27 protein-coding genes and 1 pseudogene are annotated in these 25,272 nt (G+C 65.9%); 16 read left to right on the forward strand and 12 right to left on the reverse strand.

Annotated features, from left to right (window positions below):
• The first annotated feature begins 333 nt into the window (after positions 1-333).
• Both J7I79_RS00005 and J7I79_RS00010 read left to right on the forward strand, forming a co-directional pair.
• Positions 334-1,110 (forward strand): alpha/beta hydrolase, encoded by a 777-nt coding sequence (locus J7I79_RS00005; RefSeq protein ID WP_214948743.1) that lies wholly within the window; start codon positions 334-336, stop codon positions 1,108-1,110.
• A 37-nt stretch (positions 1,111-1,147) separates the two neighbouring features.
• Positions 1,148-2,377 (forward strand): NAD(P)/FAD-dependent oxidoreductase, encoded by a 1,230-nt coding sequence (locus J7I79_RS00010; RefSeq protein ID WP_214948880.1) that lies wholly within the window; start codon positions 1,148-1,150, stop codon positions 2,375-2,377.
• A 61-nt stretch (positions 2,378-2,438) separates the two neighbouring features.
• Here the strand turns inward: J7I79_RS00010 and J7I79_RS00015 are convergent, their stop codons facing one another.
• The 3 genes from J7I79_RS00015 to J7I79_RS00025 all read right to left on the reverse strand — a co-directional run bounded on the left by J7I79_RS00015 (position 2,439) and on the right by J7I79_RS00025 (position 4,155).
• Positions 2,439-3,200, reverse strand: coding sequence for a hypothetical protein (locus tag J7I79_RS00015; RefSeq protein ID WP_214948745.1), 762 nt, complete (start codon positions 3,198-3,200; stop codon positions 2,439-2,441).
• A gap of 29 nt (positions 3,201-3,229) precedes the next feature.
• A complete protein-coding gene (locus tag J7I79_RS00020) occupies positions 3,230-3,496 on the reverse strand; it encodes a hypothetical protein (RefSeq protein ID WP_214948748.1) in 267 nt (88 codons plus the stop codon).
• A 167-nt stretch (positions 3,497-3,663) separates the two neighbouring features.
• Complete coding sequence (locus tag J7I79_RS00025) at positions 3,664-4,155, reverse strand: hypothetical protein (RefSeq protein WP_214948750.1); 492 nt, start codon at positions 4,153-4,155, stop codon at positions 3,664-3,666.
• 326 nt (positions 4,156-4,481) lie between these two features.
• Here J7I79_RS00025 and J7I79_RS00030 point away from each other — a divergent pair, with 326 nt between their 5' ends.
• On the forward strand, positions 4,482-5,339 hold the full coding sequence (locus tag J7I79_RS00030; RefSeq protein WP_214948752.1) for a class I SAM-dependent methyltransferase: 858 nt from the start codon (positions 4,482-4,484) through the stop codon (positions 5,337-5,339).
• Between the two features lie 56 nt (positions 5,340-5,395).
• Here the strand turns inward: J7I79_RS00030 and J7I79_RS00035 are convergent, their stop codons facing one another.
• Entirely contained in the window at positions 5,396-6,208 is an 813-nt protein-coding gene (locus tag J7I79_RS00035; protein ID WP_214948887.1) for a response regulator transcription factor, read from the reverse strand.
• Between the two features lie 524 nt (positions 6,209-6,732).
• Between J7I79_RS00035 and J7I79_RS00040 the strand changes: the two genes are divergently transcribed.
• The gene (locus tag J7I79_RS00040) at positions 6,733-7,725 is read left to right on the forward strand and encodes a hypothetical protein (RefSeq protein WP_251042205.1); all 993 of its coding nucleotides are present in this window, start codon (positions 6,733-6,735) and stop codon (positions 7,723-7,725) included.
• A gap of 90 nt (positions 7,726-7,815) precedes the next feature.
• On the opposite strand, the gene J7I79_RS00045 is transcribed toward J7I79_RS00040, so the two are convergent.
• Together J7I79_RS00045 and J7I79_RS00050 are read right to left on the reverse strand one after the other, a co-directional pair.
• A complete protein-coding gene (locus J7I79_RS00045) occupies positions 7,816-7,980 on the reverse strand; it encodes a hypothetical protein (RefSeq protein WP_214948754.1) in 165 nt (54 codons plus the stop codon).
• A 5-nt stretch (positions 7,981-7,985) separates the two neighbouring features.
• Entirely contained in the window at positions 7,986-9,035 is a 1,050-nt protein-coding gene (locus J7I79_RS00050) for a glycosyltransferase family 2 protein (protein ID WP_214948755.1), read from the reverse strand.
• 626 nt (positions 9,036-9,661) lie between these two features.
• On the opposite strand from J7I79_RS00050, the pseudogene J7I79_RS24845 reads away from it, so the two are divergent.
• Both J7I79_RS24845 and J7I79_RS24055 read left to right on the forward strand, forming a co-directional pair.
• A pseudogene (locus J7I79_RS24845) lies at positions 9,662-9,757 on the forward strand (hypothetical protein); the annotation flags it as partial.
• A gap of 61 nt (positions 9,758-9,818) precedes the next feature.
• A complete protein-coding gene (locus tag J7I79_RS24055; RefSeq protein WP_311380479.1) occupies positions 9,819-10,265 on the forward strand; it encodes a Gfo/Idh/MocA family oxidoreductase in 447 nt (148 codons plus the stop codon).
• Between the two features lie 111 nt (positions 10,266-10,376).
• On the opposite strand, the gene J7I79_RS00060 is transcribed toward J7I79_RS24055, so the two are convergent.
• Positions 10,377-12,002 carry an alkaline phosphatase gene (locus J7I79_RS00060; RefSeq protein ID WP_214948757.1) on the reverse strand — a complete coding sequence of 542 codons (1,626 nt, stop codon included), beginning with the start codon at positions 12,000-12,002 and terminating at the stop codon, positions 10,377-10,379.
• Between the two features lie 229 nt (positions 12,003-12,231).
• Between J7I79_RS00060 and J7I79_RS00065 the strand changes: the two genes are divergently transcribed.
• From J7I79_RS00065 to J7I79_RS00095, 7 genes are read left to right on the forward strand one after another with little or no spacing between them, the layout of a single operon-like run.
• On the forward strand, positions 12,232-13,056 hold the full coding sequence (locus J7I79_RS00065; protein ID WP_214948764.1) for an ATP-binding cassette domain-containing protein: 825 nt from the start codon (positions 12,232-12,234) through the stop codon (positions 13,054-13,056).
• A complete protein-coding gene (locus J7I79_RS00070) occupies positions 13,053-13,892 on the forward strand; it encodes an ABC transporter ATP-binding protein (RefSeq protein ID WP_214948766.1) in 840 nt (279 codons plus the stop codon). Before J7I79_RS00065 ends, J7I79_RS00070 begins: the two co-directional genes overlap by 4 nt.
• Entirely contained in the window at positions 13,889-15,178 is a 1,290-nt protein-coding gene (locus tag J7I79_RS00075; protein WP_214948768.1) for an MFS transporter, read from the forward strand. The genes J7I79_RS00070 and J7I79_RS00075 overlap by 4 nt, the downstream gene beginning before the upstream one ends.
• Positions 15,179-15,222: 44 nt before the next feature.
• The gene (locus J7I79_RS00080; RefSeq protein WP_214948769.1) at positions 15,223-16,755 is read left to right on the forward strand and encodes an ABC transporter substrate-binding protein; all 1,533 of its coding nucleotides are present in this window, start codon (positions 15,223-15,225) and stop codon (positions 16,753-16,755) included.
• Positions 16,755-18,566: an ABC transporter permease subunit gene (locus J7I79_RS00085; protein ID WP_214948771.1), complete on the forward strand. Its 1,812-nt coding sequence runs from the start codon at positions 16,755-16,757 to the stop codon at positions 18,564-18,566. Before J7I79_RS00080 ends, J7I79_RS00085 begins: the two co-directional genes overlap by 1 nt.
• Entirely contained in the window at positions 18,563-18,868 is a 306-nt protein-coding gene (locus J7I79_RS00090; RefSeq protein WP_214948773.1) for a DUF1905 domain-containing protein, read from the forward strand. The genes J7I79_RS00085 and J7I79_RS00090 overlap by 4 nt, the downstream gene beginning before the upstream one ends.
• A gap of 37 nt (positions 18,869-18,905) precedes the next feature.
• Positions 18,906-19,358, forward strand: a complete 453-nt coding sequence (locus tag J7I79_RS00095; protein ID WP_251042207.1) for a hypothetical protein — start codon at positions 18,906-18,908, stop codon at positions 19,356-19,358.
• 148 nt (positions 19,359-19,506) lie between these two features.
• Here J7I79_RS00095 and J7I79_RS00100 read toward each other — a convergent pair whose 3' ends face one another.
• Positions 19,507-19,668, reverse strand: a complete 162-nt coding sequence (locus J7I79_RS00100; protein WP_214948775.1) for a hypothetical protein — start codon at positions 19,666-19,668, stop codon at positions 19,507-19,509.
• A gap of 117 nt (positions 19,669-19,785) precedes the next feature.
• On the opposite strand from J7I79_RS00100, the gene J7I79_RS00105 reads away from it, so the two are divergent.
• Positions 19,786-21,588 (forward strand): SARP family transcriptional regulator, encoded by a 1,803-nt coding sequence (locus J7I79_RS00105; RefSeq protein ID WP_251042208.1) that lies wholly within the window; start codon positions 19,786-19,788, stop codon positions 21,586-21,588.
• 390 nt (positions 21,589-21,978) lie between these two features.
• Positions 21,979-22,446: a hypothetical protein gene (locus tag J7I79_RS00110; RefSeq protein ID WP_214948779.1), complete on the forward strand. Its 468-nt coding sequence runs from the start codon at positions 21,979-21,981 to the stop codon at positions 22,444-22,446.
• 126 nt (positions 22,447-22,572) lie between these two features.
• Here the strand turns inward: J7I79_RS00110 and J7I79_RS00115 are convergent, their stop codons facing one another.
• Both J7I79_RS00115 and J7I79_RS00120 read right to left on the reverse strand, forming a co-directional pair.
• On the reverse strand, positions 22,573-22,776 hold the full coding sequence (locus tag J7I79_RS00115) for a cold-shock protein (protein WP_003806113.1): 204 nt from the start codon (positions 22,774-22,776) through the stop codon (positions 22,573-22,575).
• Between the two features lie 164 nt (positions 22,777-22,940).
• Positions 22,941-24,182: an FHA domain-containing protein gene (locus J7I79_RS00120; RefSeq protein WP_214948781.1), complete on the reverse strand. Its 1,242-nt coding sequence runs from the start codon at positions 24,180-24,182 to the stop codon at positions 22,941-22,943.
• A gap of 230 nt (positions 24,183-24,412) precedes the next feature.
• Between J7I79_RS00120 and J7I79_RS00125 the strand changes: the two genes are divergently transcribed.
• Positions 24,413-24,790, forward strand: coding sequence for a TfoX/Sxy family protein (locus tag J7I79_RS00125; protein ID WP_214948783.1), 378 nt, complete (start codon positions 24,413-24,415; stop codon positions 24,788-24,790).
• Between the two features lie 70 nt (positions 24,791-24,860).
• On the opposite strand, the gene J7I79_RS00130 is transcribed toward J7I79_RS00125, so the two are convergent.
• Positions 24,861-25,016, reverse strand: coding sequence for a hypothetical protein (locus tag J7I79_RS00130; protein WP_181039024.1), 156 nt, complete (start codon positions 25,014-25,016; stop codon positions 24,861-24,863).
• Entirely contained in the window at positions 25,013-25,138 is a 126-nt protein-coding gene (locus J7I79_RS24535) for a hypothetical protein (protein WP_258074244.1), read from the reverse strand. The genes J7I79_RS00130 and J7I79_RS24535 overlap by 4 nt, the downstream gene beginning before the upstream one ends.
• Positions 25,139-25,272: the final 134 nt, after the last annotated feature.

Here is a 25,272-nt window from a genome sequence, read left to right on the forward strand (position 1 = left end):
ACTCGAATTACTTTACACGGGCTTTAGACCGTGCGCAAACCGGGCCGATCGGGGTGTCCCCCAGCCGCCAAAATCCCCGGAACGGCGCGGGCTGCGGACTCTCCAGTCCGTCTCCGTCCCCGAATTCCGCCGAAATGGCTTCTTGTGGAGCCCGTCACACCCGGCGGCCGCCCGTGCAGATCCCCATGTAAGTAGCAGCAGATGTCGTTTTGATGGCCCAGAACGACATCTGCTGCTACCTAGTTGGGCATGCCATCCCTCCTGGTTCACGCACCCCCATCCGGTTGGGGAGACACCCCTTGAATCCTGCAGGGCCGGGCGTATGGTTTTTCCATGGGACCGATTCGGGCCACGCTTCTTCCGGGTGCAGTTCTTTCGGCGCCGCTTGCGTACGGGGCGTTGGTTGAGGCCCTGGGACCGGACGTGGACGCCGCAGCCAAGGACCTTGAGCTCTACGCCGGCGAGGTTCCCCCGCCGGGCTGGAGTCTGGACACTGAGATAGAGGGTGTACTGCGCGAAGCCGACGCCCGGGGATGGGAAACATTCCATCTTGCGGGGTATTCCGGCGGGGGCGCAGCGGCGCTGGCCTTCGCCGCCAGACGTCCTGATCGCTTGTTGAGCTTGTCCCTGTTTGAGCCGGCCTGGGCTGGGACCTGGGATTGGAGTCCTGCCCATGCCCGGATGTGGGCGGAACATGACGCGCTGGAGGCCCTGCCGGCCGGGAAGTTCATGCCGGCGTTCATGCGGCTGGCAGTCAAGCCCGACGTCGTCCTTCCGCCGCCGGCAGGTGATCCTCCGCAGTGGATGGCCAGGCGTCCCGCGGGAATCCTGGCGTTCCTGAAGACGTTCAGGAGCTACGATCTGGACCGTGCACGGTTGGCCAACTTCGACCGGCCGGTGCTCTACGTCCTGGGCGGTCTTAGCAATCCCGACCATTTCGGGGAGACTGGCTCCCGGTTGTCCGTGGTGTTCCCCGACTACCGCCTCGAGGTCTTCGAAGCGCGCCACCACTTCGATCCCCCGCACCGGATCGAACCCGAACGCCTTGCCTCGCTGCTGCGTGAGCACTGGAACCGCGCCGAAATCGTGGACCATGCGGCTCTCCGCTGACCCGCTCCCGGTAACGCCCGCCGGCCACTCGAGTGCCATGGACACCCTTGTGGTCGGAGCCGGGCAGGCAGGCCTCGCCACGAGCTACTGGCTGAGCCAAACCGGCGTCGAACATCTGTTGCTGGAACGGCGCCCGGCGCTGGGCGGTGCGTGGCAGGACCGCTGGGACGCGTTCGTCCTGAACACGCCGAACTTCTCGCTCGCGCTGCCCGGCGGTTCCTATGACGGACCGGTTCCGGAGGCCTTTATGCCGCGCGCAGACGTCGTGGATTACATGCGGCATTATGCCGAGACCATCGGGGCACCGGTCCGGACAGCTACGGATGTCAGCCGCATCGTGCCCACGGACGGCGGCTTCAACGTTGACACCACCCAAGGCAGCTGGCAGGCACGGAACGTGGTGCTGGCCACGGGCGGCTACCAGAAACCGAAAATCCCCGCGCTGTCCGCAAAGCTGCCGGGCCACATCCTGCAGCTGCACACCGACGGCTACCGCAACCCCGAACAGCTGCCCGACGGGGCCGTCCTGATTGTGGGGACCGGCCAGTCCGGCGGCCAGATCGCGGAGGAGCTGCTCGCCGTCGGGCGGGAAATCCACCTGGCGGTGTCCACCTGCCCGGAAGCGCCGCGCCGGTACCGCGGCCAGGACCTCCTGTTTTGGATGATGCAGGTCGCCCAGTTCGGCCCCGAGTACGGGCTCAACGGCCTCACCGCGGGGCAGCTGCCCTCCCCCGCGGCTCGGTTCATGTGCAACCCGCTGGTATCCGGCGCCGATGGCGGCCACGACATCCACCTGCGGGACCTCGGCCGCCGCGGCGTCCGGCTGCACGGCCATTTGGAAGCAGCCGACGACGGCGAACTCGTCTTCAGCGACGACCTTCGGGAGCGCTTGGGCGTGGTGGAGCGCACGTTCTACCAGCGCATGCGGCCGATGTTCGATGCCTACATTGCCGCTGCGGGCCTGTCAGCGCCGGAAGCGGAACCGCCGCGCAAGGACGACTGGCTTCCGTCGGAACCGGCGCGGCTGAACCTCGACGCCGCGAACATCACGTCAGTCCTCTGGGCCACCGGGTACAGGCTGGACTTCAGCATTCTGGACATCCCGGTGCTGGACGAGTGGAACTACCCCCGGCACCAGCGCGGTGTCACCGAACACCCGGGACTCTACGCGGTCGGGCTGCCGTGGCTGACCGGGCACGGCTCATCGATTATGGCCGGGGTGGGGCGCGACGCCAAGTACATTGCGGAGCACATCGCGGCACGGTGAAGCGGCACGGTGAACCTGCACGCTGAAGCGCACAGTGGGTCAAGCCGGTTAGCCGCGGAAACTACTCCGCGCAGAACCCGTCAAAGTGCACCGGAGTGGCCAGCCCGGCAACGCTGAACCAGTCCTTGGCCCAGGCCTGGACCGACGGCAGTCCGAGCTGCTCTATGACCTGTTCCGGCGGTCCGTCGAACACGGATTCCCCGTCCTCCACGGAATCCCCTGCAGCAATGCCGGCAAGCAGCGCGAAGAGAGCCGGCTGGTCCAGGAACGGAAGCTTCCCGCCGTCGCCGTCGCTCAGAACGCCCCAGCGGGAGGTGAACAGCGAAAAGTCCTCGGCAGGTTCGCCATGGCCCACTGCGAGGGGGCAGGCTCCGCCGTCGAGCTGGATCCGCCGGTAGTTGGGCTCCGTTTCGTCCAGTGCCATCAGCTGGCGCTCGTCGAGCCACGACACCCAGACCGGAGTGCACTCCCCCATCAGCGGGTACGGAGCGGCCGCGATGTAGCCGGCCCGGCTCACGTGCGCGGAGTGGCCGACGGCGATGTTGTGGAGCTGGCCACGGACCAGTGGCAGGACATTGCTGACCGGCCGGTGGTAGTTGGCGAACTTTCTCCGCATCACGTCGGCACTGGAATTTGAGCCGATGGAGACCACCAGGGAGCGGGACCCGAGCGGAGCCGCGTCGGCTTCCGCGAGCGCCTGATCCAGGCCTGCTGCCAGTTCGAGGGGCAGGAAACCGTCGCCGTCCATCACACCTGAGGCTTCGGGCGGATCCCACGGATACAGCAGCGGATCGAGCACGCTGCTGTTTTCGCTAGTGGTCATTCCGGTCAGTCTTCCTCGTGATGGAGCGGTCAGTCACCCATGCCGGGGTGGACGGGCACGAAGTCGATCTTGTTTCCCGGGCTGGTCTTCTTCGTCGGAGACCGCGAGAATCCTTTCGCGTCCAGGTGGTTCTGCGCCCGGTATTCGGCCAGGGCCTCGTCGTAGGCCCTGTTGAGCCTGCGGCCGGAGAGTTCCTCCGTGGTGCCGTCGGCAAAGGTGACACTAATAAGGACGCTTTCCGGGAAGTGCCGGTTCATCCGGACATAGCCATCGGCATCCTGCTGGAGATTAATCAAAGTGTGGTTCGCTTTCGTGGGTGGTTACTTCCAGTCTCCCGCACTTTTCGACGCAGCAGGTCCCGAGGCCTGCCAAGGGCCCCACATTAGGAAACCCAAGGCCCGAATGGGGGATCCGGGCCTTGGGCGTTTCGGGAGCCGGGCTCAGCGGCTCCCTGCGGAGGGCGTCAGTCGGACATTGACGTGACGCCGCTGTAGTACCAGCCGGTGTACGGCGACCAGACGCCGTTGCTGCCTTCCTGGAAGCGAACCTTGTGGTAGACCTCCTCGTTGCCGATCTCGCCGTTCACCAGGGTGCGGACGTTGGAGATGGTCACGGTTCCGCTGTACTGGTTCAGGTGGCGGCTGAAGTACGAGGTGCCCAGGTGGTCGTCACCGTTGGGCCAGTCGTCTTCCTCCCAGCGCTCCTGGGTGATGTTGATGTAGCGGTCGGTGTTGCAATGGACCTGGATCCGGTAGTCCACCAACTTCACACCGGAGGAGTTGTGGCCGGCGAACACGGGCTTGAGCGGTGTGACCGAGCAATTGGTGCCGGCCGCCTGGGCCGGTGCGGCCAGGGCGAAAGGCGCCGCGACCATGCCAAGCCCGAGGGCTGCGACCACGGCGGCCTTGCCGCGGCGGGATGGACGGGACTTCTTGGTGGTTGGTGCGTTGGGCATGGAATTGCTCCTGAGGGGGAAAGATGCGGTGTGGGTGGGGTGCTCTGCCCGGCAGTTCCGGGGCTCCGGATCCGCCGGGATTCTCCCTGCGTTCCGATGTATCCATAGTGGATCCGGGCACCCCTCCCGCACTTCCGTGCTAGCACGGAAATCTACTGGCCGGTATCGAAACGCCCCGCCGTCGTCCTCTCCTTAGCGGGGTGGCGCAGGTAGCCCCGGCACCTTTACATCCGTCCGGTCCGCGGCCAAAATGACTCACACCACAGCCTCCACTGGGCTCACAGCGCGCTGTCACTCAGAACCTGCCACAGCAGAGGGGTGCCACCATGAACGACAAGACCGAAGCAACCGAGGCGGACCGGGCACTGAAGCAAAAGCACCGTGCCATGTGGGCGCAGGGCGACTACCCGGCCCTCGCCAGCGAACTGGTTTCAGACCTCGGCGCCATCCTCGTTGACGCGTGCGGCATCAGGCCCCGCCAGCGCGTGCTGGATGTGGCCGCCGGTGCAGGCAACGCGGCAATCCCGGCCGCCATGATGAACGCGGACGTCATCGCCAGCGACCTCACGCCGGAAATGTTCGACGCCGGCCGCCGGCAGGCAGCCGATCGCGGTGTTGAGCTGGACTGGCAGGAAGGGGACGCCGAGGCGCTCCCGTTCGAGGACAACGAGTTCGATGCGGTGATGTCCTGCCTGGGCGTGATGTTTGCGCCGCACCATCAGGCCGGCGCGGACGAGCTGGTGCGGGTCTGCAAGCCTGGCGGCACCATCGGCCTGCTGAGCTGGACGCCCGAAGGGTTCATCGGAAAGATGTTCGCCACCATGAAGCCGTTCGCTCCCCCGCCGCCGCCCGGCGCACAGCCGCCGCCGCTCTGGGGCAGCGAGGACCACGTCCGCGAGCTCCTCGGCAGCAACGTCACGGACGTCAAAGCCGAAAAGAGAACGGTGGCAATCACCAGCTTCCACCACCCGGAGGACTTCCTGCACTACTTCAAGTCCCACTACGGCCCGACGATCTCCGTGTACAAGTTCCTTGGCGAAGACGCGGACAAGGCCAGCGCCCTGGACAAGGCCCTCACGGAGCTGGCCGACACCTTCCTCGAAGCCCACGGCGACACCACGGCGCAGATGGAGTGGGAGTACCTGCTGCTCACGGCCAAGAAGGCGCGCACCGCAACGTCGTAGTTTTCGGCTCCGCCTTGTCCCTGCCCGCGTGCTCCTTCCAACGTCGGCAGCGTTGGCTACGGCGCGAGCCGATATCCCACGCCGCGCACCGTTTCAATCCAGCGCGGCGAATGCGAACTGTCCCCCAGCCGCTTGCGCAGGTTCCCCAGATGGACTTGGACGGCGCGCTCCTCGCCGTCGCTGACGAACGAGCCGGTGTTGTAAGGCTCGTTCCGCAACCGGCGGACCAGGTCCGCCTTCGTCTGCACCATGCGGCCGTTCTCCATCAGGACCAGAAGCAGGTCGAACTGCGTACGGGTCAGGTTTACCGGCAACCCGTGGATGGCGGCTGCACGCGAAGCTTCGTGGATCGTCAGGCCCCGGTGCTCAAAATCGCACAGCACCACAGCGCTGGCGTTCTGGGGCGGAGTGTCGACCGCGGACACTACTGGAGCCGTAGGGAGTCTTCCGGGCCGGGAAGGGGGCCCCGCAACCCTTTCTCCGAAGGTGGAACCCAGCAACCGCGGACGCCTCAGCATCGCGGCGATGCGGGCGCGCAATTCCCTCGGACGGAATGGCTTGATGAGGTAGTCGTCCGCGCCAGCCTCGAAGCCCATCAGCGCATCGGCTTCGTCCATGCGGCCTGTGACCATGATTAGGTAGGCGTTACTGAAAGTCCGGATCCGGCGGGAGGCCTCGATTCCGTCGAAGTCCGGAAGGCCTACATCCATGGTGACAATGTCCGGGTCATGTTCCCGCACGGCCTCCACGCCTTCCAGTCCCGAAGACGTTTCGAACACGGCAAACCCGGACTGCTGGAGAGTCTCCTTGAGAGACGTCCTTATGTCGTCGTCGTCTTCGACAACAACTGCTATGCCCCGGTCCACCATCCGTCCCCCCAAGAGATTATTCACTGCCGATTGTTGTGCTGAACGGTGGATAATCCCCCGGTGGAGCGGGCTCACGTCCGAGACAGACGCACGCTTGTGTACACACTCCGGCCCTGGCCTCCGGCACACCATCCAAGGTGTTTCGCGTTTTTCTATTCGTTGACGTGACGCAACCCGATGGGTTTATCAATGACACGACGGAGGCCCTGAATATGAGCCTACACTCTGGAATTACCTTTCATCTCGAGCTGCACTCCAAATTTGCGTAATTCTTGATCTTTGCAGAATCTTGAGCATTTTAAGGTTTTGGTTTGCTCAAAAATTGATATAGAAGGGCTATTGCCTTTTGTTACAGGTGTGGCTGATGATCATCGTGTGCTCAATGGGGGCGCAAAGCTGCTCACTGGGGAGCAACACTTAAGGGGCGTTGCATGGCTTCTTTTCGGTTACCAGTCTCACATTCCACCCGCCCGCTGAGACCCCTGGCCATGCTGGCGGTCGCGGGCCTGGCTATGCTGGCATGCATGCCCTCTGCACAGGCGGCGGAAACCACTCCGCCGGACCCCGGTCCCGCGGGCAGCTTTTCCTGGAAGGGCTTCAATTGGGAAAAGCGCTTCTGGGGCGGGGCCCCGCAGTACAACAGGCTCTTTGACGCAGCCAACGTCAGCAATCCCGACTCCAACGGCTACGTCACCCTGAAACTGGCCAATCCAACCGGCCAAGCCCCCGTTGGCGGTGAATTCCAGTCCACCCGCCAGGGCTTCGGCTATGGAACCTACAGCACCACAGTGGAAAAGAACCTCAGCCTCCTGCAGAAGGAAGTGGTGTGGGGCTGCCTGTTCACTTACGATCCCACGGCGGAACCCGGATACAACGAAATCGACCTCTGCGAGGCATCGGCCTGGGGTGGCGGTGCCGCCTACGGCGAATCATGGCCGGTCAGCCAGGGCCACGGGTACTGGTTCGACGCCACCAAGCCTCCGGGTGAAGGCAACAACACGGTGGTTTTTGATGTCACCGCAAGCCCCATCACCACCCACCGGATGGTGTGGGAGCCGGGCAAGCTGACCTTCGAGACCTACGCCGGCGAGGGCTTCACCGGGACCCTCCTGAAGCGCACGATCCTGCAGGGAACCACCGTTCCCGTCCCGGCGAAGGAGCAGGTCCACTTCAACCTGTGGGTCACCGGCGGCGGAGGCGGGGATCCCGCCCACGTGAAGCCGGAGTCGGTGGTGGTCCGGGACTTCTCCTTCGTCCCCGCGGCCACCGCACCGCCGAGCCCGCCGGCGTCGGCCATCAAACTGTCCTCAACCACCACTAAAGCCAAGGGCGTGAACACCACCACGCTGAAGTGGACCGGCGCCACGGGCACCAACGTGACGCTCTGGATCAACGGGATCCAAAAGACCGTGCCCAACACGGGCAGCTGCGTCAACAACTTCAAGGGCCGCGGCACCACCACCTACAAGGTGTGCGACACCGCCGGCTGCTCCAGCGCCCTCAGCGTGGTCGCCTGACGCCCGCGGGCTCTAACACAAGTGCAGGGCGTCCGGATCACCGGGCGCCCTGCACTTTGTTGCTCTTCTCAGCTCTTGCGGCGGAACAGCCTAGGACTTGTCGCCCCGAACGGGAACAATCCGCTTGATGGCAAGTCCCAGTGCCACGAGGGCAAAAGCTGCAAGCGCAAACCAGAAAATATCACCCGCACCGGTCATGGCAAGTGTTCCGGAACCCACTCCGGCCGCGGCTGGAGCTGCTGGGTTGTCATACATAGTTGTTACCAGGCTTTCTTTTTATTGAGGGCTGCGTCGAGGTACGCCTTCGCGTGGACCGCCTGCAGAAACAGGTCGATCACCAGCTCGTACATGGTGGCGGCGGCGAGCATGTATTTCCATCCCCGCAGCCGCACCGTTACCACACGTTCGATCACGAAGACACCGGTCACGGCCAGCCAGAACGGCTGAATGTTCAGCCCGGCCCCCGTGCCCAGTGCAAACGCCACCGTGCCGAAGTAGGCCAGCGTCACCAACACACCGACCACGGCCAGGACCTGACGGCCCCAGTACGGGCGCGTGACCCGGGTCCAGCCATACTGCACGCAGTTCTCCACGGCCCCGCGCTTCCACCGGAGCCGCTGCGCCCACAGTTCGCGCCAGGTCGGCATCACCTCGGTCACCAGCGTGCAGTCCGCCGGCGATTTGATCCGGTACCGCAGTGTCAGCAGGGCAAACGAGAGCTCGTTGTCCTCGGTCAGGACGGAGGTGTCGTACACCCCGCCGCGGCCATTCCCCGGCGGCAGCGACCCGTCCAACCTGGCCGCGATGACATCGCGGAGCGTACGCGTGCGGAACAGGGCTGCCGTGCCGGTGACCACCAGGCACTTGCCTTTGAGGCGCTTCACGTCACGGGCGTACCGGGCGTATTCATTGCGCTGCAGGTGCCCCACGAATCCGCCGCCGTGACCGCCACGGAAAACGCCGCCTACCGCGCCCAGCCTGGAGTCCCGCTGCAAATGGGCCACGGCCCGTTCGATGAAGTCATCGGAAAGCTGCGAATCTGCGTCCTGAATGAGGATCATGTCTTCCGGCTGGGCCGAGGGCAGGAGGCCACCAAGCGCAAAGTTCAGCGCACCGGCTTTCTTGTCTTTATTTCCTTCGGTGCAGAGAACCTCTGCGCCCTCCCTAAGGGCAATGTCCTCCGTGGCATCGGTGCAATTGTCTGCCACCACAATCACCCTATCCGGGCGGCGTCCCTGACACTTCAGGGATCTCAAGGTTTCTCCGATGCCTGCGGCCTCATTGTGCGCCGGTATTAGGACGGTAATCACAAAACTACCTGATTGGAAAGGGACAGAGCGGAAGCCTGGAAGTTCAGGCCACAAATCTGGATAATTTCATGAAACTGCGATGCGCAACACATTAGCTAATTCGTCCCCACAGGAATTCTCTGAACTGGTCTTTGGTTGAGCGTTTCACGAATAATGCAATGCAACGGCAGAGAATGAGCAAGGAACGCACAAGATTGAATAAAGATGAACGCAACGCCAGCTGGGCCCACCCTGGTGTCGCTCAGGTTGCGCAGTGCGCACCGAGAGGGCGTCCCGCCGGCGTGCGCAACCTCAACCGCATTTATTGCGCATAGGCAGCGCACAGGGTCTCGGTGTACACGCTCCTTTGCCGGACCCGCGTCCCCCGCCCGACTGCGCCATGTCATTTCTCCGAAGTTTGTTCTAACATAAAGACAAACTGCTCCGGCGTGGGGAGAGGCCCCTGGGGACAAAGGAGATTCTTGTGAAACTTGGACAAGCCCTTCGCCCCGAACGCCGAAGTGGGGCGCGAACTGGTGCAGGCGGCAGCGGAGGCCGGCGTCATCCTGAATGTCTTCCACAATCGCCGCTGGGACACGGACATCCGCACGCTCCGCTCGGTGCTGGACTCCGGCGAGGTGGGGCAGGTGTCGCGCTTCGAGTCCCGCTTCGACTTCGACCAGCCCGAACCCCTCGAGGCTGGCCCCGCGGGCGGATTGCTGCGCGACCTTGGCAGCCACCTGGTGGACCAGGCGCTGTGGCTCTTCGGCCCGGCGGGCACCGTTTACGCCACGCTCGATTTTGGTGGACCTGGACGCCGGCCGCACCGACTCCGGCTTCTTCGTGACCATCACGCACCGGAACGGCGTGCGGTCCCATGTGTCGGCCACCAAGAGCAACCGGGTCGTCGCACGGGAAATGCGGCTGCTCGGCTCCGACGGAAGCTACGTCTCGCAACAGACCGACGTACAGGCCGATGCAGCCATGGCGGGCGGGCGCCCCGCGGACGATCCGGCCGCGTGGGGCTATGAGGATGAGGCCCGCTGGGGAACGCTCACGACGGCGCCGGGCCAAGCCCGCGTGCCGTCCGAACAGGGCGCGTATCACGCCTACTACGAGCAGTTCGCGCTGGCGGTTGCCGGCAAGGGACCCCAGCCGGTCCCCGGCAGCGAGGCCGTCCACACGCTCGAGGTCCTGGCCGCCGCCCGGCTCAGCGACGCCGAGTCGCGCGCCGTGGACATCGCGGGCTGACCGCAGTTTCGCAACCAAGAGGGCAGAACCACAACCGCAGGAACCATGACGGCGGGAGGCCGGCAGCGATGGCCGGCCTCCCGCCGTCGTACGTCCGGTGGTTGAGCCCGCCTAGCGCTCCGGGTGGAGGGCCTTGCTCCAGAGGACGGTGCCGTTGGCGTTGCGGAGGCTGACGGTGAAGACGTCGTCCTCGTTCAGGTCCACGTGGCCGAAGAACTGGTTCTCGCCGCTGCGCGGGGACTGGTTGGCGTAGGCGCCCGTCTTGTGGAAGGCCACCTCCGGGCCGAACGTGCCGTCCAGCTCGCCGGGGCCGAAGCTGCCGGCGTTGATGGGGCCGGCCACGAACTCCCAGAAGGGGTCGAAGTCCGTGAAGCCGGCACGCTCCGGCGAGTAGTGGTGGGCTGCGCAGTAGTGGACGTCGGCCGTCAGCCAGACGACGTTTTTAACCCGGTTGCGCTTGAACGCGGAGAGCACCCCGGCGATCTCGAGTTCCTTGCCCAAGGGGGCGCCGGCGTCGCGGTTGGCCAGGGATTCTTGGTTCACCGGGCCGTCGGGGACGATCAGTCCCAGCGGGAGGTCGGCGGAGATGACCTTCCAGGTGGCCTTGGACCTGCTGACCTCCTGGATGAGCCAGCGCGCCTGCTCCTCGCCGAGGATGTGGGTGGGGTGCGTTTCCCTGCCGTCGGTGTTGGGGTCCTTGAAGGTGCGCATGTCCAGGCAGAAGACGTCCAACTGGGGGCCGCGGGAGATCTTGCGGTAGATGCGGGCGGGTTCGAAGCCGGTGCTGGCGTCGCCGGCCCGGGTGCTGAGGCCGGCGACGGGCTGGTATTCCTGCCAGGCCTGGCGGCCGCGGGCAGCGAGCACATCCACGCGGCGTTCGGTGTAGCGGGGGTCGGTGAGGATCTCCCCCGGGTACCAGTTGTTGGTGGTTTCGTGGTCGTCCCACTGGGCGATCACCGGCACCTCGGCGTACAGGGCGCGGATGTTGCGGTCCATGAGGTTGTAGCGGTGCCGGCCGCGGTACTCGTTGAGGGTTTCGGCCACCTTGGACACCTCCTCGGTGACCAGGTTGCGCCAGATCTGCCCGCCGGGCTCGGTGACCTGCGCGGCGATGGGGCCGTCGGCGTAGATGGTGTCGCCGGAGTGGATGAAGAAGTCCGGCTTGGTGGCGTGCATGGCCGCGTAGCCGCGCATGCCGCCGATCTCCTCGTTGATGCCCCAGCCCTGGCCGGCGGTGTCGCCGGTCCAGACGAAGCTCTGTTTGCGCGGTGCGCGGCCGCTGCTGAGCGGGCCCTGGCCCGGGGCGGTACTGAAGGAGCCCTGCGCGGTTTCACCGGCGTTGCCGTCGGCGTCCTCAAAGTGCAGGGTGAGCGCGAACCGGGTGCCCGCCGGGAGGTGCCCGGCGTTGATCCGGGAGGTGAAGTCGGTGTTTTCACTGGCGGCGCTCCCCCGCAGGACCCGCTGGAAGGCGCGGCCGCCGCGGAGCGGGGAACCGTCCTCGTCGACGGCGAGCAGGTTGGCCACCAGCCGGCCGGGTCCCGACGCGCGGGACCACAGGACGCCGGAATCGGCGGTGACATCGCCGGTGGCGATGCCGGACGGGAGGGTGAGGCGGCTGCGGACCAGCGCGACGCCGGCGGGGCTGGTTGCGTGCGCGGTTGCGGTTGCGGCGGGCACGACGGCGGCAGCACCGGCCAGGGCACCTTTGAGGACATTTCGGCGGGTGAAAGCAGTCATGGGTTCATCGTTGAGGGTCCGGATGAACCGGGGGTGGCGGGGGTGTGAACGGTGGTTGAGGCAGCCGGACCCCTGTGGTTAAGCCTGGCGGGTACCCACCCGTTGAGCTTGCCGCAGGTCCTGCGGTCGAGCCCGCCAGCAAACCTTCATAACGCAAGGATCTAATTGATAATGATTCTTGATAAGATTAGGTTCACCCGCCCGAGCCCGTTCACATGAAAGTTGGGAAATGACTGCTGCCCTCGTGGTCCAGTGCCTGACGGTGTCCCTGCACCGCCGCCCCTTGGTGGACGGCCTCAACTTTGCCCTTGCTCCGGGCGAGAAGGTTGCATTGCTGGGCGCCTCGGGATCCGGCAAGTCGCTGACTGCCGCCGCCCTGCTCGGGGCGCTCCCCGCCGGGATGGAGGTCTCCGGCCAGCTCCAGCTGGACGGCACGGATGTGCCACTTGCGCCGCGGCGGCCAAGATCGGCAGGACGCGGATCCGGCAGGCCCTCGTCCGGAGGGTCCGGATCGGGAGGGCTCGCGGCGATCCACCAGGATCCGACCACCGCCCTCAATCCGCTGGTGCCGCTGGGCAAGCAGCTGGAGATTCCGCTGCGGCGGGAGGGCCACTCGGCGTCGGAGGCACGCGAACGCGCCGCCGGGCTGCTCGCCTCCGTGGGCATCGGGGATCCTGCCCGTGTCCTCGCCAGTTACAGCGGGGAGCTTTCGGGAGGGGAGCTGCAACGGGTCTGCATTGCCCTGGCCTTGGCCTGCCACCCCAAGGTCCTGGTTGCCGACGAGCCCACCACGGCCCTCGACATGGTGAGCCAGGCCAAGGTCCTGGACGTGCTAGCAAGGCCTTCCACAGCAGGGCATGCCACGTTGCTCATCACCCACGACCTAGCTGTGGCGCAGGCCCTGTGCACCCGCGCGCTGGTCTTGTCTTCCGGCCGCATCGTCGAACAGGGCCCTATGGACACCCTGCTCTCGGAGCCCTCGCATCCCTACACTGCCCGCCTCGTCGAGGCAGCCCGTACAGTCCACCCTGCCGGAATGGAGCTCACCGCATGAGCGCTGCAAACGGCCCGGTCCTCACCGCCCGCAACCTCTCGCACAGTTACCGCGGCCACAGCACGCGCGGCGGCAGCGTCCTGCTCGGCCACGGCAGAGACCGAGGACGGCGAGGCCTGCCTGCCCTGGACGACGTCTCCCTGGCGATACCGTCCGGCAGCAGCATCGGGCTGGTGGGCAGTTCCGGGGCGGGAAAATCCACGCTGCTGCGCACCCTGCTCGCGCTGGAAAAGCCGACTGCCGGCGACGTGGAAATGGACGGCCGTCCTGTCGCTCCCGGCTCCGCGTCGGGCCTGCGCTGGTACCGGAAGCTGGTGCAGTACGTACCGCAAAACCCTGCCGGAAGCCTGGATCCCCGAATGAACGTGGCGGACCTGCTCACCGAACCGCTCAGGCAGCTTCGTGTCGACGGGCACCACCCCGCCATGATCCGGCGAGCGCTGGACAGAGTCGGCCTGGACGCGGCGATGCTGCGGCGCAAGCCCGCGGAACTTTCCGGCGGCCAGAACCAGCGCGTCGCCATCGCCCGGGCCCTGGTTCCCGAGCCGAAGATCCTGCTCGCCGATGAGCCCGTCAGCGGCCTGGACATCCCGCTGCGGAACTCGGTCCTGTCGCTGCTCCAGGAACTGGTCCGCCGCGACGGGCTGGGCCTCCTGTTCGTCTCCCACGACCTCACAGCCGTCGCCGGCCTGTGCCCCCACACCATGGTGCTCTCGGCCGGCCGGATCGTGGAGCAAGGCCCCACCACGGAGCTGTTCGCCGCTCCGCAGCATCCCCGCACCCGTGAACTCATTGAATCCATCCCCCGACCGGTCAGGACGCTCGAAACCGCATGACTACCACCATCGCACCCACGGCCGTCCGGACCGCCAGTCCACGGCTCCTGCTCTCCAGCCAGCTCATCTTCAACATCGGCTTCTACTCCGTCATCCCGTTCCTGGCCGTGTCCCTGCGCGAAGACTTCGCCATGGGAGCCACGGCGGTGGGGATCGTCCTGGGTGCCCGCACCTTCGCCCAGCAGGGGATGTTCCTGGCCGGGGGCGCCATCGCGGACCTGTGGGGGCCGCGCTATGCGATGATCACCGGCTGCCTGGTGCGCGTCACCGGTTACCTGCTCCTTGCCGCTGCCGCTGATTTTCCGCTGTTCCTCCTTGCCGCCATCGTCACGGGCATCGGCGGAGCGCTGTTTTCCCCGGCATTGGAAAGCCTGATGGGGTCGGCGGAAGGACGTCGGAAACCAGCCGCCGCGAACCGGCCCACACTCTTTGCCCTGCTGGTGATCTTCGGCGAAATAGGCGCAGTGGTAGGCCCTCTGGTGGGCGTGCTCCTGCTCGGGATCGGCCTCGACGCAGCCCTCTACCTCGGTGCGGGCATTTTCACCGTGATGGCTCTTGTGTTCTGGCGCCAGGTGCCGGCCACGCGCCCCGTCACCGCACGTCCCGGCGCCGCAGGGCAGGAATCGCGCCCAAGCCCGGCGACGGCCGGCCGTCCGCAGCTCTGGGACTGCCTGAAGGACAAGCGCTTCATCGGGTTCGCAGCCTTCTACAGCGTCAACCTGCTTGCCCACAACCAGCTCTATTTCGGCCTGCCGGTGGAACTGGAACGCAGCGGCCTGGGGTCGGCACCTCTTGGTCTCCTCTTCGCCTACGCGTCCGTCCTCACCGTCTGCCTGCAGTGGCCCGTCGCAAAGCTCACGCGCCGCCTCTCCCCCCGGACTGCGCTCACAACGGGCTTTGCCGTCCAGAGCGCAGGGTTCGCAGCCGTCGCTGCCCTGGCGATGTACCCGCAGGCCGGCGAACTCAAGGTGCTGCCCGCCGTCGTGCTTGTCACCGCCCTCTGCGTTGGCAACATGTTTGTGGCGCCGATCGCCATGGGGCTCGTCCTGGAGTTCGCCGGCGGCCGCCGGACGGGCGCCTTCTACGGGCTCCTTGCCAGTGGCGGCGGGGTGATGGTGCTCATCGGCAACATCGCCCTGGGGCCGTTGTACGAAGGGGCTGTCCAACCGTCGACGGCGGCCGCCGCACCCTGGCTGCTCACCGCACTCCTTGCCGCAGCTTCAGCGGCAGGGATCCGACGCTTCCTACCGGCCAGGCCGACGGCGGACGCCGCCGCACGCGCCTAACCCACCTCATCAGCTCCACGACAAGCCAGAAAGACAAACACCCCATGCCCCGTCGCCGCTCCAAAAAACTCCTGTCCGTACTCTGTGCCACCGCGCTGGCCGCCAGCCTGAGCGGCTGCTTCTCGGCAAGCAACGCCTCGGACCCGGCGGCCACCGGTGCCGGCGAGCGCATCAGGGTGGCCATGCTGCAGCCGCCCCGCTCGGGCCTGACTCCGCTGAGCGACGACGCCTTCAAGCTCTCCCGCTGGAAAACCGCGGAAACCCTCGTGGTCTTGGACGGCCTGGGCGATGCGCAGCCGTCACTGTCAACGGCGTGGAAGCAACTGGACGGCAAGAACTGGCGTTTCGAGCTGCGCGAAGGAGTGACGTTCCATGACGGCACTCCCTTGACGGCTGAGCAGGCGGCGGCGTCCCTGACGGCGGCCGCACAGGCCAGCCCGAAGCCGCGAATTCTCGACGGCGTTGAGTTGACGGCCCGCGCGGACGGGGCGAATGCCGTCGTGGTTTCCACCGAGGCGGAGGATCCGCTGGTTCCGCAGCGGCTCTCGAGTCCGCAGCTGTCCATCCTGGCCGCGTCGGCGTACAAGCCGGGCGGCGTGGTCAATCCGGTCAATGCCGGTACGGGACCGTACGCCCTCACCGCCGTCGACGGCACAAGCTCCGCGACCCTCAACCGATTCGACGGGTACTGGGGCGAAAAGGCGGCGAGCAGCGGCGTCGACGTCCAGTTCGTCCCGGACGGCACGGCCCGCGCCGCCGCCCTCCGGACAGGAGATGCGGACATCGTCGAAGCAATTCCCGTGGGCCAGGTGGCGCAGATCGACCCGGAGCTGGTGCATGAGGTTCCCATGCCCCGGACCAACACCCTGTATCTCCACAGCAAGACGGGGCCGTTCGCCGATCCGGCGGTCCGCGCAGCCGCCCGGGAGGCGATCGACCGGGCAGCGATCGTTGAGCGCGTGTACGAAGGCCGCGCCAACGAGGCCGAGGGACTGCTGGGCCCGGCACTGCCCTGGGCGGCGGACGAGCGCAAGGATCCGTCCTACGCCGAGACCCTGGCGGGGCGCAGCAAGGCGGCCCCGGTCAACGGCGTCCGGATATCGCTGGGCACCTTCACCGACCGGGCCGAACTGCCCGAGGTCGCCGTCCAGCTCGAGCAGCAGCTGGAAGCCGCGGGATTCATTGTGGAACAGGACGTCCGCGAATACCGCCACATCGAGTCCGACGCCCTCGCCGGAAAGTTCGACGCGTTCATCCTGTCCCGCGCCACCGTCCTGGACTCGGGTGACCCCGTGGCGTACATGTTCAGCGACTTCTCCTGCAAGGGCTCCTTCAACATCCCGCAGTTCTGCGATTCCACGGTGGACGCGGCGCTGGCCAAAGCTGCCGCCATTCCGGCGGGACCCGAACGCAGGGCCGCGATCGCTGCTGCCGAGGCCCTGATCCTGGCCAGGGATGTTGCCATCCCGCTGCTGCACGAACGGGTCATCCAGGGTGAATCGGCGCGGGTTCACGGAGTGGAGCGGGATCCGCGCGAGCGCGCCCTGATCACCGGCAGCACGGGAATCTCCCGCTGATGCTCTCCCCTGGGTCGTGGAACACGGCGTTCTGGAAAACGGCGGCATCGCGCACCCTGGCCCTCGGCGCCGTCGTGGTGCTGATCGGCATCCTGCCGTGGCTGTCCGGGCAGAGCCCGGAATACACCATCCTCCGGGCACGGTACGCGGACCGGGAGGCAACGGAAGAGACCCTGGCGATGATCCGGGCCGAACTCGGACTCGACCGCGGGCCTCTGCACACCCTGCTGGCGTGGGCCGGCGGTGTGCTTCAGGGCGACCTTGGCAACTCGTGGGTCACCAACACCCCGGTGGGCCCGGGGACGCTGTCCAGCCTGGCGGTTTCGCTCACCCTGATGGGCTTCGCCGTGGCAGTCGCCGCGGTGATGGCCGCGTGCCTCTGCATTCGGGACGTGGTCCGCGGCCTCAACGGCATTCCTGCACGCGGCTCCGGGGCGGCGGCGGCCGCCCTGACCGCAGTACCGGAGTTCCTGCTCGCGGCGATGCTGCTGGTGATCGGTGCGGTGTGGCTGGGCTGGTTCCCGCCGTACGGCTGGGACGGCATCCAATCGGCCGTCCTGCCCGCGCTTGCGATGGGCCTGCCGGCGGGCGCCCTGATCGGACGCCTGCTCGCCGACGCGGTCAGCGCAGCCTTCGCCGAGCAATGGGTGGCGACGTGGACCATGGCAGGCGCCGGCCGCAGGCAGGTGACCGCGGCCGTTTTCCGGCGTGCCCTGCCGTCCGTGACGGGCCAGATTGCCCTGGTGCTGGTGGGGCTCACGGGCGAAGCCGTGGCAGTGGAAAAGGTGTTTGCGATTCCGGGGCTGGGCAGGGCCGTGCTCGGGGCGGCGAGCGCCCAGGACATCCCGGCGCTTCAGGCCGGGGTCCTGGCGCTCCTGGCCCTGGCGGTGCTGGTCGGCGCCCTCGGCGCCGCGGCCCGCCGTTTGCTGCTTGGACCGGCGCTCCGCTCGGGAACCGTCCCGGCTCCCGGCAGTCGTGAAATATTCCGACGGCGGGAGGCTGCGGTGCCGCTGGTCGCGGCGGGATTGCTGGCGGTCATAGTGGTGGCGGGCCTGGTCCGCGATCCGTTAGTGTCCGAACATGCACGGCTGGCCGCGCCGAGCCTGGCCTTGCCGTTCGGCGCCGATGCCAGCGGCCGTGACCTGCTGGCCCGTGTCGGCCACGGCGCCGTGGCCACGCTGGGAACGGCGCTGCTGGTGGCCCTCGCCTGCCTGGCCATCGGCCTGGTGATCGGACTGTTTCCCCTGGCGGCAACAGGTCCGATTGAAGTGGCGAATGCGGCGCCGCCGATCCTCGCCGGCCTCATCGTCGCCGTCATCACCGGGCCTTCCGCCCACGGTGCAGCCATCGCCGTGACGGTAGCCAGCTGGGCTCCACTGGCTGCGCACACGGCGGCCCTGGCGCAGGAAGCCAGGGCGCGCCCGTACGTCCGGATCCTCCCCGTGTTGGGGGTCGGGAGGATCCGGGTCCTGTGGCGTTATGTCCTTCCCGGCGTGCTGGCTCCGGTCTTCCGGCATGCCATGCTGCAGGTTCCCGGCATTGCCCTGGCCCTTGCGGCGCTGGGTTTCCTGGGGCTGGGCCCGCGCCCGCCGGCTCCCGGGTGGGGGCTGGTGCTGGCCGAGGGCATCAACTACGTGGAGCGGGCCCCGTGGGCTGTTGCCGCACCGGCTTCGGCGCTGGTCCTGGCGTCTGTTCTTGCCGTTTCGCTGGCGAGCCTCAGCTGGGAACGGCCTCGGCGGTGGCCGGTGGTTGAGCCTGGGCCGGTGGATTATCCTGTCGAAAGCCCGGCAGATGCCATACTCAAAGCGTGACTGCGACGTACTCGTTCCGTGGCGAGCTGTGGCTCTATCCCGATGCATCCGGCTGGCACTTCATCACGCTGCCGCCGGACCTGGCGGACGAGATCAGGGACGAGGCCGCTCCCTTCCGCAAGGGCTTCGGCTCGGTGAAGGTCATGGCATCGATCGAGGGAAACAGCTGGTCCACGTCGATCTTCCCGGAGAGCAAGGGCCACTCGTACGTGCTTCCGGTCAAGAAGGCCATCCGGACCGCGGCAGGCATCCGCGTCGGTGATGACGTGGACGTGGAGCTGGTCCTGGAGCTAGAGGGCTGATTTTGCTGCCGGACGGCATCAAACGGAACGCCGGCTAATGGCTCTTTACCGCGCCTTTCCGCAGGACTACGATGCAGATGCACGGCTGAGGTCGGACGCCGCGCCGCAACAATGCTGGAGCAACTGCGTGGAAGGACATGTCATGGAATGCATCACCTGGTTCGCGCCGATTCTGCCCGGAAAGATGGACGAGTGGAAGTCGCTCATCGAGGAGGTAACCGGCCCGGGCAAGGAGGAATACGGGCGCTCCCGTGGGCGACTTGGGCTTGCCCGGGAAGTGGTCAGCCACATGCAGACGCCGCAGGGTGACTTTGTCTGTATGTTCCATGAAGCGGAAGATCTCGACAAGGCCTTCCATGCGCTCGCCACTTCAAACGATCCCTACGATGTGTGGTTCAAGGAGAAACTCCAGGAAGTTCACGGCATCACTTCTGAGATGCTGGAAGGTCCCCTCCCGGCGAAGCTTCTCTTTGATTACAAGGCCGGCTGATTCGCCGGAGCATCGGCGGCCTGCTCTCCTTATCAGGAGTGCGCCTCGTACCTCCTGAGGGTGAAGGAGGTGCCGGACGGCTGACGGCGGGGCCGGCGCGCTGCCGGCCTCCCGCCGTCGTACTTGGGGTTGAGCCCGTCGAAACCGGCTAGATCCGCGGCGATGCGTAGGGCGCGCTGGGAAGGTTGCCTGCCGTCCACGGCGCCGTGGAGCGGATGTCGGGCGTGTGGCCCCGGCCGTCGCTCAGGATGGCGCGGACGGTGACCCTGAGAACCCAGAGTCCCAGTAGCAGGATGCCGAGCAGTTCCATTTTTTCCACCTCGGGTGAGTGTGTGCGGATTGGGTGCTTTCAGTGTGTGCCGGCGGCGTGTGAGCAAGCGTGTGAGTCCCGCAGACGCCGGCGGCGGCCAGCGGTACCATGAGCCGTATGGCCGAGAACTGGATTCGGCTCCTCGGTCCGCCCGCGATCGAGACCCCCGGCGCAACTCCCCTGCAGCCCAGAGGCCGCAAGGCCTGGGCGGTGCTCGCCTACCTCGCGCTGCAGGCGGACGGCACCGGCCGTTCCCGCACCGCGTCGCTGCTCTTTCCGGATGCCGTGGATCCCCTCGGCGCCCTGCGCTGGAACCTGTCCGAACTCCGGCGGACGCTCGATGGCGTGACGGTGGCCGGAGATCCCCTGCGGCTCACCCTGCAGCCGCCGTGGCGCTGCGACGCGTTGGAAGTGGTGGACTCGGCCGGCAGCCCGGGCGTCAACCCGCGGCGCTTCAGCGGCCAGCTGCTGGAAGGGCTGTCTTTCGCCGATTCCCCTGTGTTTGATTCGTGGCTGGCGGACCAGCGTTACCGCCTGGACAACGTGGTCCAGTGCCTGCTCTATGAGGCCGCGCTGGCTGCCCTTGCTTCCGGCGCTCCCGGCGAGGCGGCGGAGCTGGCGACGCTGGCGCTGCACCGCGACCCCTTCCACGCGGACTGCAACGCCGTCCTGGTTAAGTCGCTCGTGGCGCTGGGCGAGCACCGCCGGGCCCGTGAGCACGTCACTAAATGCGGAAACCTCTACCGACAGGAGCTCGGGCTGCCGCTGCCCGCGGAAGTCCGTCGTGCCCTGTCCGATGCGGCGCCGGAAACAGATCCCGGAATGCCGGCCACCGCGGCGACGGTGCGGTCCTACCTCGACGCCGGCGGCGCGTCACTCTGGGCCGGTGCCGTGGACCGCGGACTGGATCAGTTGCGGCTCGCAGTGGTGCTGGCCCAGCGCACCGGCGACGGCCACCTGCTCGCCGAGTCGCTCGTGACGCTGTCCGGGGCGCTGATCCACCAAGCGGGCGGCCGCGGCGCCGAGGTGGCGGACTTCCTGCACCGCGCGCTGCAGGCGGAGGGGCCCGACGGCGCCTCCCGGACTGCCGCTGCGGCGTACCGCGAGCTGGGCTACCTGTCCGTGCAGCGCGGCGTCCCTGATCGCGCGGCCGGCTGGCTGGACCGGGCCATGGTCGCTGCTGAGGGATTCCCCGACGAACAAGCCCGGATCCTGGCGATCCAGGGCATGCTGGCCTCGGACACCGCGAGGTATGAGGATGCGGTGACTGCGTTGACCGAGTCGGGGAGGGTGGCCAAGGCGGTTGGAAACCGCCGGCAGCAGGCATTCAGCGAGGCGCTGCTTGGCCGGGTGCACCTGCTCCGCGGGGAGCTGGAGCTGGCGGCGGCGTCCCTGGACCGGGCACTGATCTGGATTGCTGAGGAACACTGGACGGCGTTCGAACCGTTTGTCGCCGGGGTCCGGGGCGAGACCTATCTTGCGGCCGGGCAGCTGGAGGAAGCGGCGGCGTTCATCGACCGGTCCTGGGTGATGGCCGAGCTGGCCGGCGACCACTGCTACATGGCGCTGGCGGCAGGAGCCGAAGCACGGCTCTTCCTGGCACATGGCGACCTGGCTGCGGCCGAGCACTGGATAGACCGCGGCCTGGAACCCAAGCCGTGGTACCTCTGGTATTCGGCCCGGCTGCTGGATACGGCTGCGGAAGTCGCCATCGCAATGGGGTCGCCGCGTGCACCGAAGTTCGTGGAGCGGCTTGCCGAGCTGGCGAGCCGCAGCGGAATGCGGGAGTTCACGGTGCGGGCCCAGTCGCACCGGGCAGTACTGGGCGACGAGGCGGCGGCGCAGACTGTTCCGTGGCTGGCGAAGGAGGTCGGGAACCCATCGTTGGCGGCGTTCCTGGCGATGCGTGGGCAGCCTTAGCTTCGGCTGGGGATGGGGGCACCATGGATATCAATTTTGCCATTTGGTCACACAATTGTGTTGTTAAACGAGTGAACAAATGAGCATTGATTTCATCGTGAGCAAATTAGTCGCGAGCCAAAAAAAGTAAGATCTTAGAATCGCGGAATTAACTTCCCCTGCTCGCCCCCAGGACGCTAATATCCTGCACCTAAGCATTATTCAAAGACGTTAATGCTGAGAGTTGACACTTACTTACGGGTAAGTCGAGTGGGTGAATGTGCCTGGGTGTCTCATTCGCGTGGTTCTCGATAGAGAACACGCATCAATTGAATGTCTGACCGTCAAAATGTGCGCAGCAACTGAGCCGAATGAAATGCGCACTTCCCAACTCATTGGAGGGAATTCCTCATGAAGAAAATTCTTGCCTTACCGCTGCTACTGGTCGCTCTCATTGCCGGTTCAGGGACGGTGCACGCGGCGCCGCCCACGATCACTGATGAAAGTGGCCTCCTGCCCAAGGACATCTTCTGCTCCTTCGACGTCGAGTACACGCTCACTGGCAAGACCAAGACCATTGTGAACGGGGGTGTGAAGACGGTTACGTCGCCGGGCCAGAAAATAACGCTGACCAATTTGGATACGGACAAGTCAGTCAGTTACGTCATCACCGGTGTGCGCCGCGAAGTGACGACGGGGAACATTATCGAGACCGTCGTCACCGGCAGAAACATTGTTGTCAACGATCCGGATTCGGACCGGCAGGGCATCTACGTGCTGGTCGGCAACTTCAACTACGCCATCACCACGAGTTTCAAGGAATATAGGGTCTTCAGCGGCGCGGGCCAGGTAATCGACGTCTGTGCTGCGCTGAGCTGATTCCTCTGCGCGGGAAGGCGTTCAGCCGGCACCGCCGTCGAAGCACACCCGGGTTAAACAAAAGCAGGGCCGGTCATTGACCGGCCCTGCTTTATGAAACCTAAACGGTCCCGGGTATCTAAGAAATTAGATAGCCTGGATGTTTACAGCCTGGGGACCCTTGGGGCCCTGCTCGGTTTCGAAGGAGACCTTCTGGTTCTCTTCGAGGGAGCGGAAACCGGAGGAGTTGATCGCAGAGTAGTGTGCGAAAACGTCCTGTGAGGAGTCATCGGGGGAAATGAAGCCGAAGCCCTTTTCAGCGTTAAACCATTTGACGGTACCAGTAGCCATTTTTTTATGTCCTTCGTGAAGGTAGAGGAACTGTCCCGACTTTCGGGTCCTCCGGTGTGGGGTGTTCAAAACCGCTACTTCAGAAGAACGAGGACTTTCGACCTCGCGTACTGCCTGAACTACCAAATACAAACACAACAACGGTCTCTACTGTACACGGGTTTTCAGAGCGGCATTACCACTGGCATCAGCGGGATGTCCGGGACGGTGATGGACCGCGGTCCGTCGAACCCCTGCATGAACACCGTGACAAAGCTGAGCGACACCGTGCCGCCGGACTCTGGCAACTGGTTTTCGAAGTTGATGGTCCCCTTGCGCTGGCCTCCGGGCGGTATGTCCGGCTGCCAGGTGCTGCGGAAGGAATCGGCGTCAAAGGTGGTGCCGTCCGGGCTCGTGAGGATGGCGTTGTGGAACAGCGGCAGTGACATGGAACTGGTGGTCCCGTTCCGCACATGGATCTCCACGCGGGTGAAATGTGCGGTGGACTGGATGCCAAGTACGGTGACGGTAACACCTTCGGCTTCGGTAACCACCTGACGTGCCAGCCGCTGAGTACCGTCCTCATTGCCCGAGAAGTAGCCGACGGCGTAACTCGCCCCTGCGGCCAGCAGCCACCCGCCGCCGCCGAGCAGGAGCAAGGTCACCAGCACTGTAGCGACGACCGGACGGGAACCCTTACGCGTCGGAGCCTCTGACGGCGCGGAAGGATGCGCGGCCCCGGCGTCATAGGATCCCGCATGGGTCTCCGGGTAGCCGGGTCTTAGCGGGCGTGCGGGCCGTGCCGGCTGCACTCGCATTGACGGCCGATACGGCGGTTTAGGCCGCTTGGGCGCCGGCTGTGCCTTGTCTTTGAAGTAATCCAGCGCCTCGCCGCCAAGGGCAACAACCAGGCCCATGGCCGGGGTGACGAACCACGTCCACGTCGGCGTCAGCTCGGTCAGGAACGCGGTCAGGCTATTGCCGATCAGTCCCACCACATTGATCGCGGCCGCGAAAAGCAGCGCCGCGCCCAAGCCCTTCTTCCGGGCAGAAGCCGGGGCGGGCCGGCGTCCCTCCGGTTCGCCGGCCGCCCCCGGTGGTGCGCTGCCGCCGTCGTACGTCCCTTCCACAAAGCGGAGCCTGACCTGCCCGAACTGGACCTCGTCACCGTCGGTGAGTTCGGTGGGCGCGGTAATGGCGTGGCCGTTGACCCAGGTGCCGTTGCGGGAGTCCTGGTCGTCGAGGATGGTCCGGCCGTCCAGTGAGGTCAGGAGGGCGTGCCGGCGGCTGACGCCGGAATCGGGCAGGCGCAGCCGTGATCCTTCGTCGCTGCCGATGGTCGTTGTCCCGTGCGGGATGACAAACCGGGTCCCCGCCGCCTCCCCGTTGACGACGACGAACGCGTTCCGTATCCCAGGTCCGTCCATGACTTACCCCGACCAGCCAAGAGGGCACGCCGGCCCCCGCAGGAGACACCGTCATCCGCCGCTGACGCATGACTTGTAGCAAGTCTCCTCCCGGCGGGAGGGGCTGACAAGGAACCCGAACACGGGCTGCCGATGCCTGTCCCAAAGCCTCGACCGCGCCCCGGAACGGGCATATCCTGCAGGCAGACCATCTCTGGCAGCACGTTCCGGCAGATAAGGGAGACGTTCACATGGAAATGCCTAAACCGTCCGACGCCGACAAGGAGCACTTCCGGAAAGTGGTGCCGGACCATCCGGATGTGGTGGTCAAGCCGATGTTCGGCAACCTGGGCGCATTCGTCAACGGGAACATGTTCGCCGGGCTGTTCGGGCTCACGATCGGGGTCAAACTCTCCGAGGCAGACAAACAGGAACTTGAAGGCACGGAGCGGACCGTCCCGTTCGGCCCGCCGGAGCGGCCCATGGGCGGCTACACCGGGCTCCCGGAGGTGTGGAACGCAGAGGGCGACGGCGATGACGCCCGGGCACAGGCCTGGGTTGAGAAGGCTTACGAGTACGTCGCCAGCCTGCCGCCGAAAGAGCCGAAGGCCAGGGCCGCAAAGAAGTAGCTCCGCGCGCGGGGGCGCTTCCCAGAGTCGAGCTCCCTAGTGGCCGGGGCGTCCTGCCCTGGTTGCAGATTCAGCCGCGGTTGTAACGGGCAAGTGCTTCTTTGTAGACAGCGGCAATTTCATGGTCGCCCCTGTCCGTGTATTTGGCGATGATGTTCGCGAGGTCGCGTTTGATGACCAAATGCGCGTCATACGGTTCACGAGGACGGCGAACGTAATCGTTCATGATTTCCCACCCACTTGTGCCTCTTCGCGCTCCAGCAGATAGCGAAGAAATGCCGCCTGGTTGTCGATTTCCCGCTGTTTGCGCGGGGAAACCCAATCCAGCAATTCTTGTTCGTTAACCATGATGCTCACTCCTTCCGGTTATGAATTGATGTTCATCCCGCTCAGGCAAGATCCGCTAAAGTTTCAGGCAAGATAGGCGAAGGTCTTGTCGGCGGCAGCGCAGGTATGCACCGCTCAAAATCGACAGCTTTTGA

This window comes from Arthrobacter sp. ISL-69 (genome assembly GCF_018613775.1).
GTDB lineage: Bacteria > Actinomycetota > Actinomycetes > Actinomycetales > Micrococcaceae > Arthrobacter.

What these genes read in the sequence shown, in the direction of transcription:
- J7I79_RS00080 (WP_214948769.1), top strand. Translation starts at nt 15,223, where the DNA reads ATGCCCCGTCGCCGCTCCAAAAAACTCCTGTCCGTACTCTGTGCCACC.
- J7I79_RS00025 (WP_214948750.1), bottom strand. Translation starts at nt 4,155, where the DNA reads ATGCCCAACGCACCAACCACCAAGAAGTCCCGTCCATCCCGCCGCGGC.
- J7I79_RS00015 (WP_214948745.1), bottom strand. Translation starts at nt 3,200, where the DNA reads ATGACCACTAGCGAAAACAGCAGCGTGCTCGATCCGCTGCTGTATCCG.
- J7I79_RS00040 (WP_251042205.1), top strand. Translation starts at nt 6,733, where the DNA reads ATGCCCTCTGCACAGGCGGCGGAAACCACTCCGCCGGACCCCGGTCCC.
- J7I79_RS00115 (WP_003806113.1), bottom strand. Translation starts at nt 22,776, where the DNA reads ATGGCTACTGGTACCGTCAAATGGTTTAACGCTGAAAAGGGCTTCGGC.
- J7I79_RS00030 (WP_214948752.1), top strand. Translation starts at nt 4,482, where the DNA reads ATGAACGACAAGACCGAAGCAACCGAGGCGGACCGGGCACTGAAGCAA.
- J7I79_RS00085 (WP_214948771.1), top strand. Translation starts at nt 16,755, where the DNA reads ATGCTCTCCCCTGGGTCGTGGAACACGGCGTTCTGGAAAACGGCGGCA.
- J7I79_RS00075 (WP_214948768.1), top strand. Translation starts at nt 13,889, where the DNA reads ATGACTACCACCATCGCACCCACGGCCGTCCGGACCGCCAGTCCACGG.
- J7I79_RS00035 (WP_214948887.1), bottom strand. Translation starts at nt 6,208, where the DNA reads ATGGTGGACCGGGGCATAGCAGTTGTTGTCGAAGACGACGACGACATA.
- J7I79_RS00065 (WP_214948764.1), top strand. Translation starts at nt 12,232, where the DNA reads ATGACTGCTGCCCTCGTGGTCCAGTGCCTGACGGTGTCCCTGCACCGC.
- J7I79_RS00045 (WP_214948754.1), bottom strand. Translation starts at nt 7,980, where the DNA reads ATGTATGACAACCCAGCAGCTCCAGCCGCGGCCGGAGTGGGTTCCGGA.
- J7I79_RS00105 (WP_251042208.1), top strand. Translation starts at nt 19,786, where the DNA reads ATGGCCGAGAACTGGATTCGGCTCCTCGGTCCGCCCGCGATCGAGACC.
- J7I79_RS00120 (WP_214948781.1), bottom strand. Translation starts at nt 24,182, where the DNA reads ATGGACGGACCTGGGATACGGAACGCGTTCGTCGTCGTCAACGGGGAG.
- J7I79_RS00060 (WP_214948757.1), bottom strand. Translation starts at nt 12,002, where the DNA reads ATGACTGCTTTCACCCGCCGAAATGTCCTCAAAGGTGCCCTGGCCGGT.
- J7I79_RS00125 (WP_214948783.1), top strand. Translation starts at nt 24,413, where the DNA reads ATGGAAATGCCTAAACCGTCCGACGCCGACAAGGAGCACTTCCGGAAA.
- J7I79_RS24535 (WP_258074244.1), bottom strand. Translation starts at nt 25,138, where the DNA reads ATGGTTAACGAACAAGAATTGCTGGATTGGGTTTCCCCGCGCAAACAG.
- J7I79_RS00130 (WP_181039024.1), bottom strand. Translation starts at nt 25,016, where the DNA reads ATGAACGATTACGTTCGCCGTCCTCGTGAACCGTATGACGCGCATTTG.
- J7I79_RS00005 (WP_214948743.1), top strand. Translation starts at nt 334, where the DNA reads ATGGGACCGATTCGGGCCACGCTTCTTCCGGGTGCAGTTCTTTCGGCG.
- J7I79_RS00070 (WP_214948766.1), top strand. Translation starts at nt 13,053, where the DNA reads ATGAGCGCTGCAAACGGCCCGGTCCTCACCGCCCGCAACCTCTCGCAC.
- J7I79_RS00010 (WP_214948880.1), top strand. Translation starts at nt 1,148, where the DNA reads ATGGACACCCTTGTGGTCGGAGCCGGGCAGGCAGGCCTCGCCACGAGC.
- J7I79_RS00100 (WP_214948775.1), bottom strand. Translation starts at nt 19,668, where the DNA reads ATGGAACTGCTCGGCATCCTGCTACTGGGACTCTGGGTTCTCAGGGTC.
- J7I79_RS00095 (WP_251042207.1), top strand. Translation starts at nt 18,906, where the DNA reads ATGGCTCTTTACCGCGCCTTTCCGCAGGACTACGATGCAGATGCACGG.
- J7I79_RS00110 (WP_214948779.1), top strand. Translation starts at nt 21,979, where the DNA reads ATGAAGAAAATTCTTGCCTTACCGCTGCTACTGGTCGCTCTCATTGCC.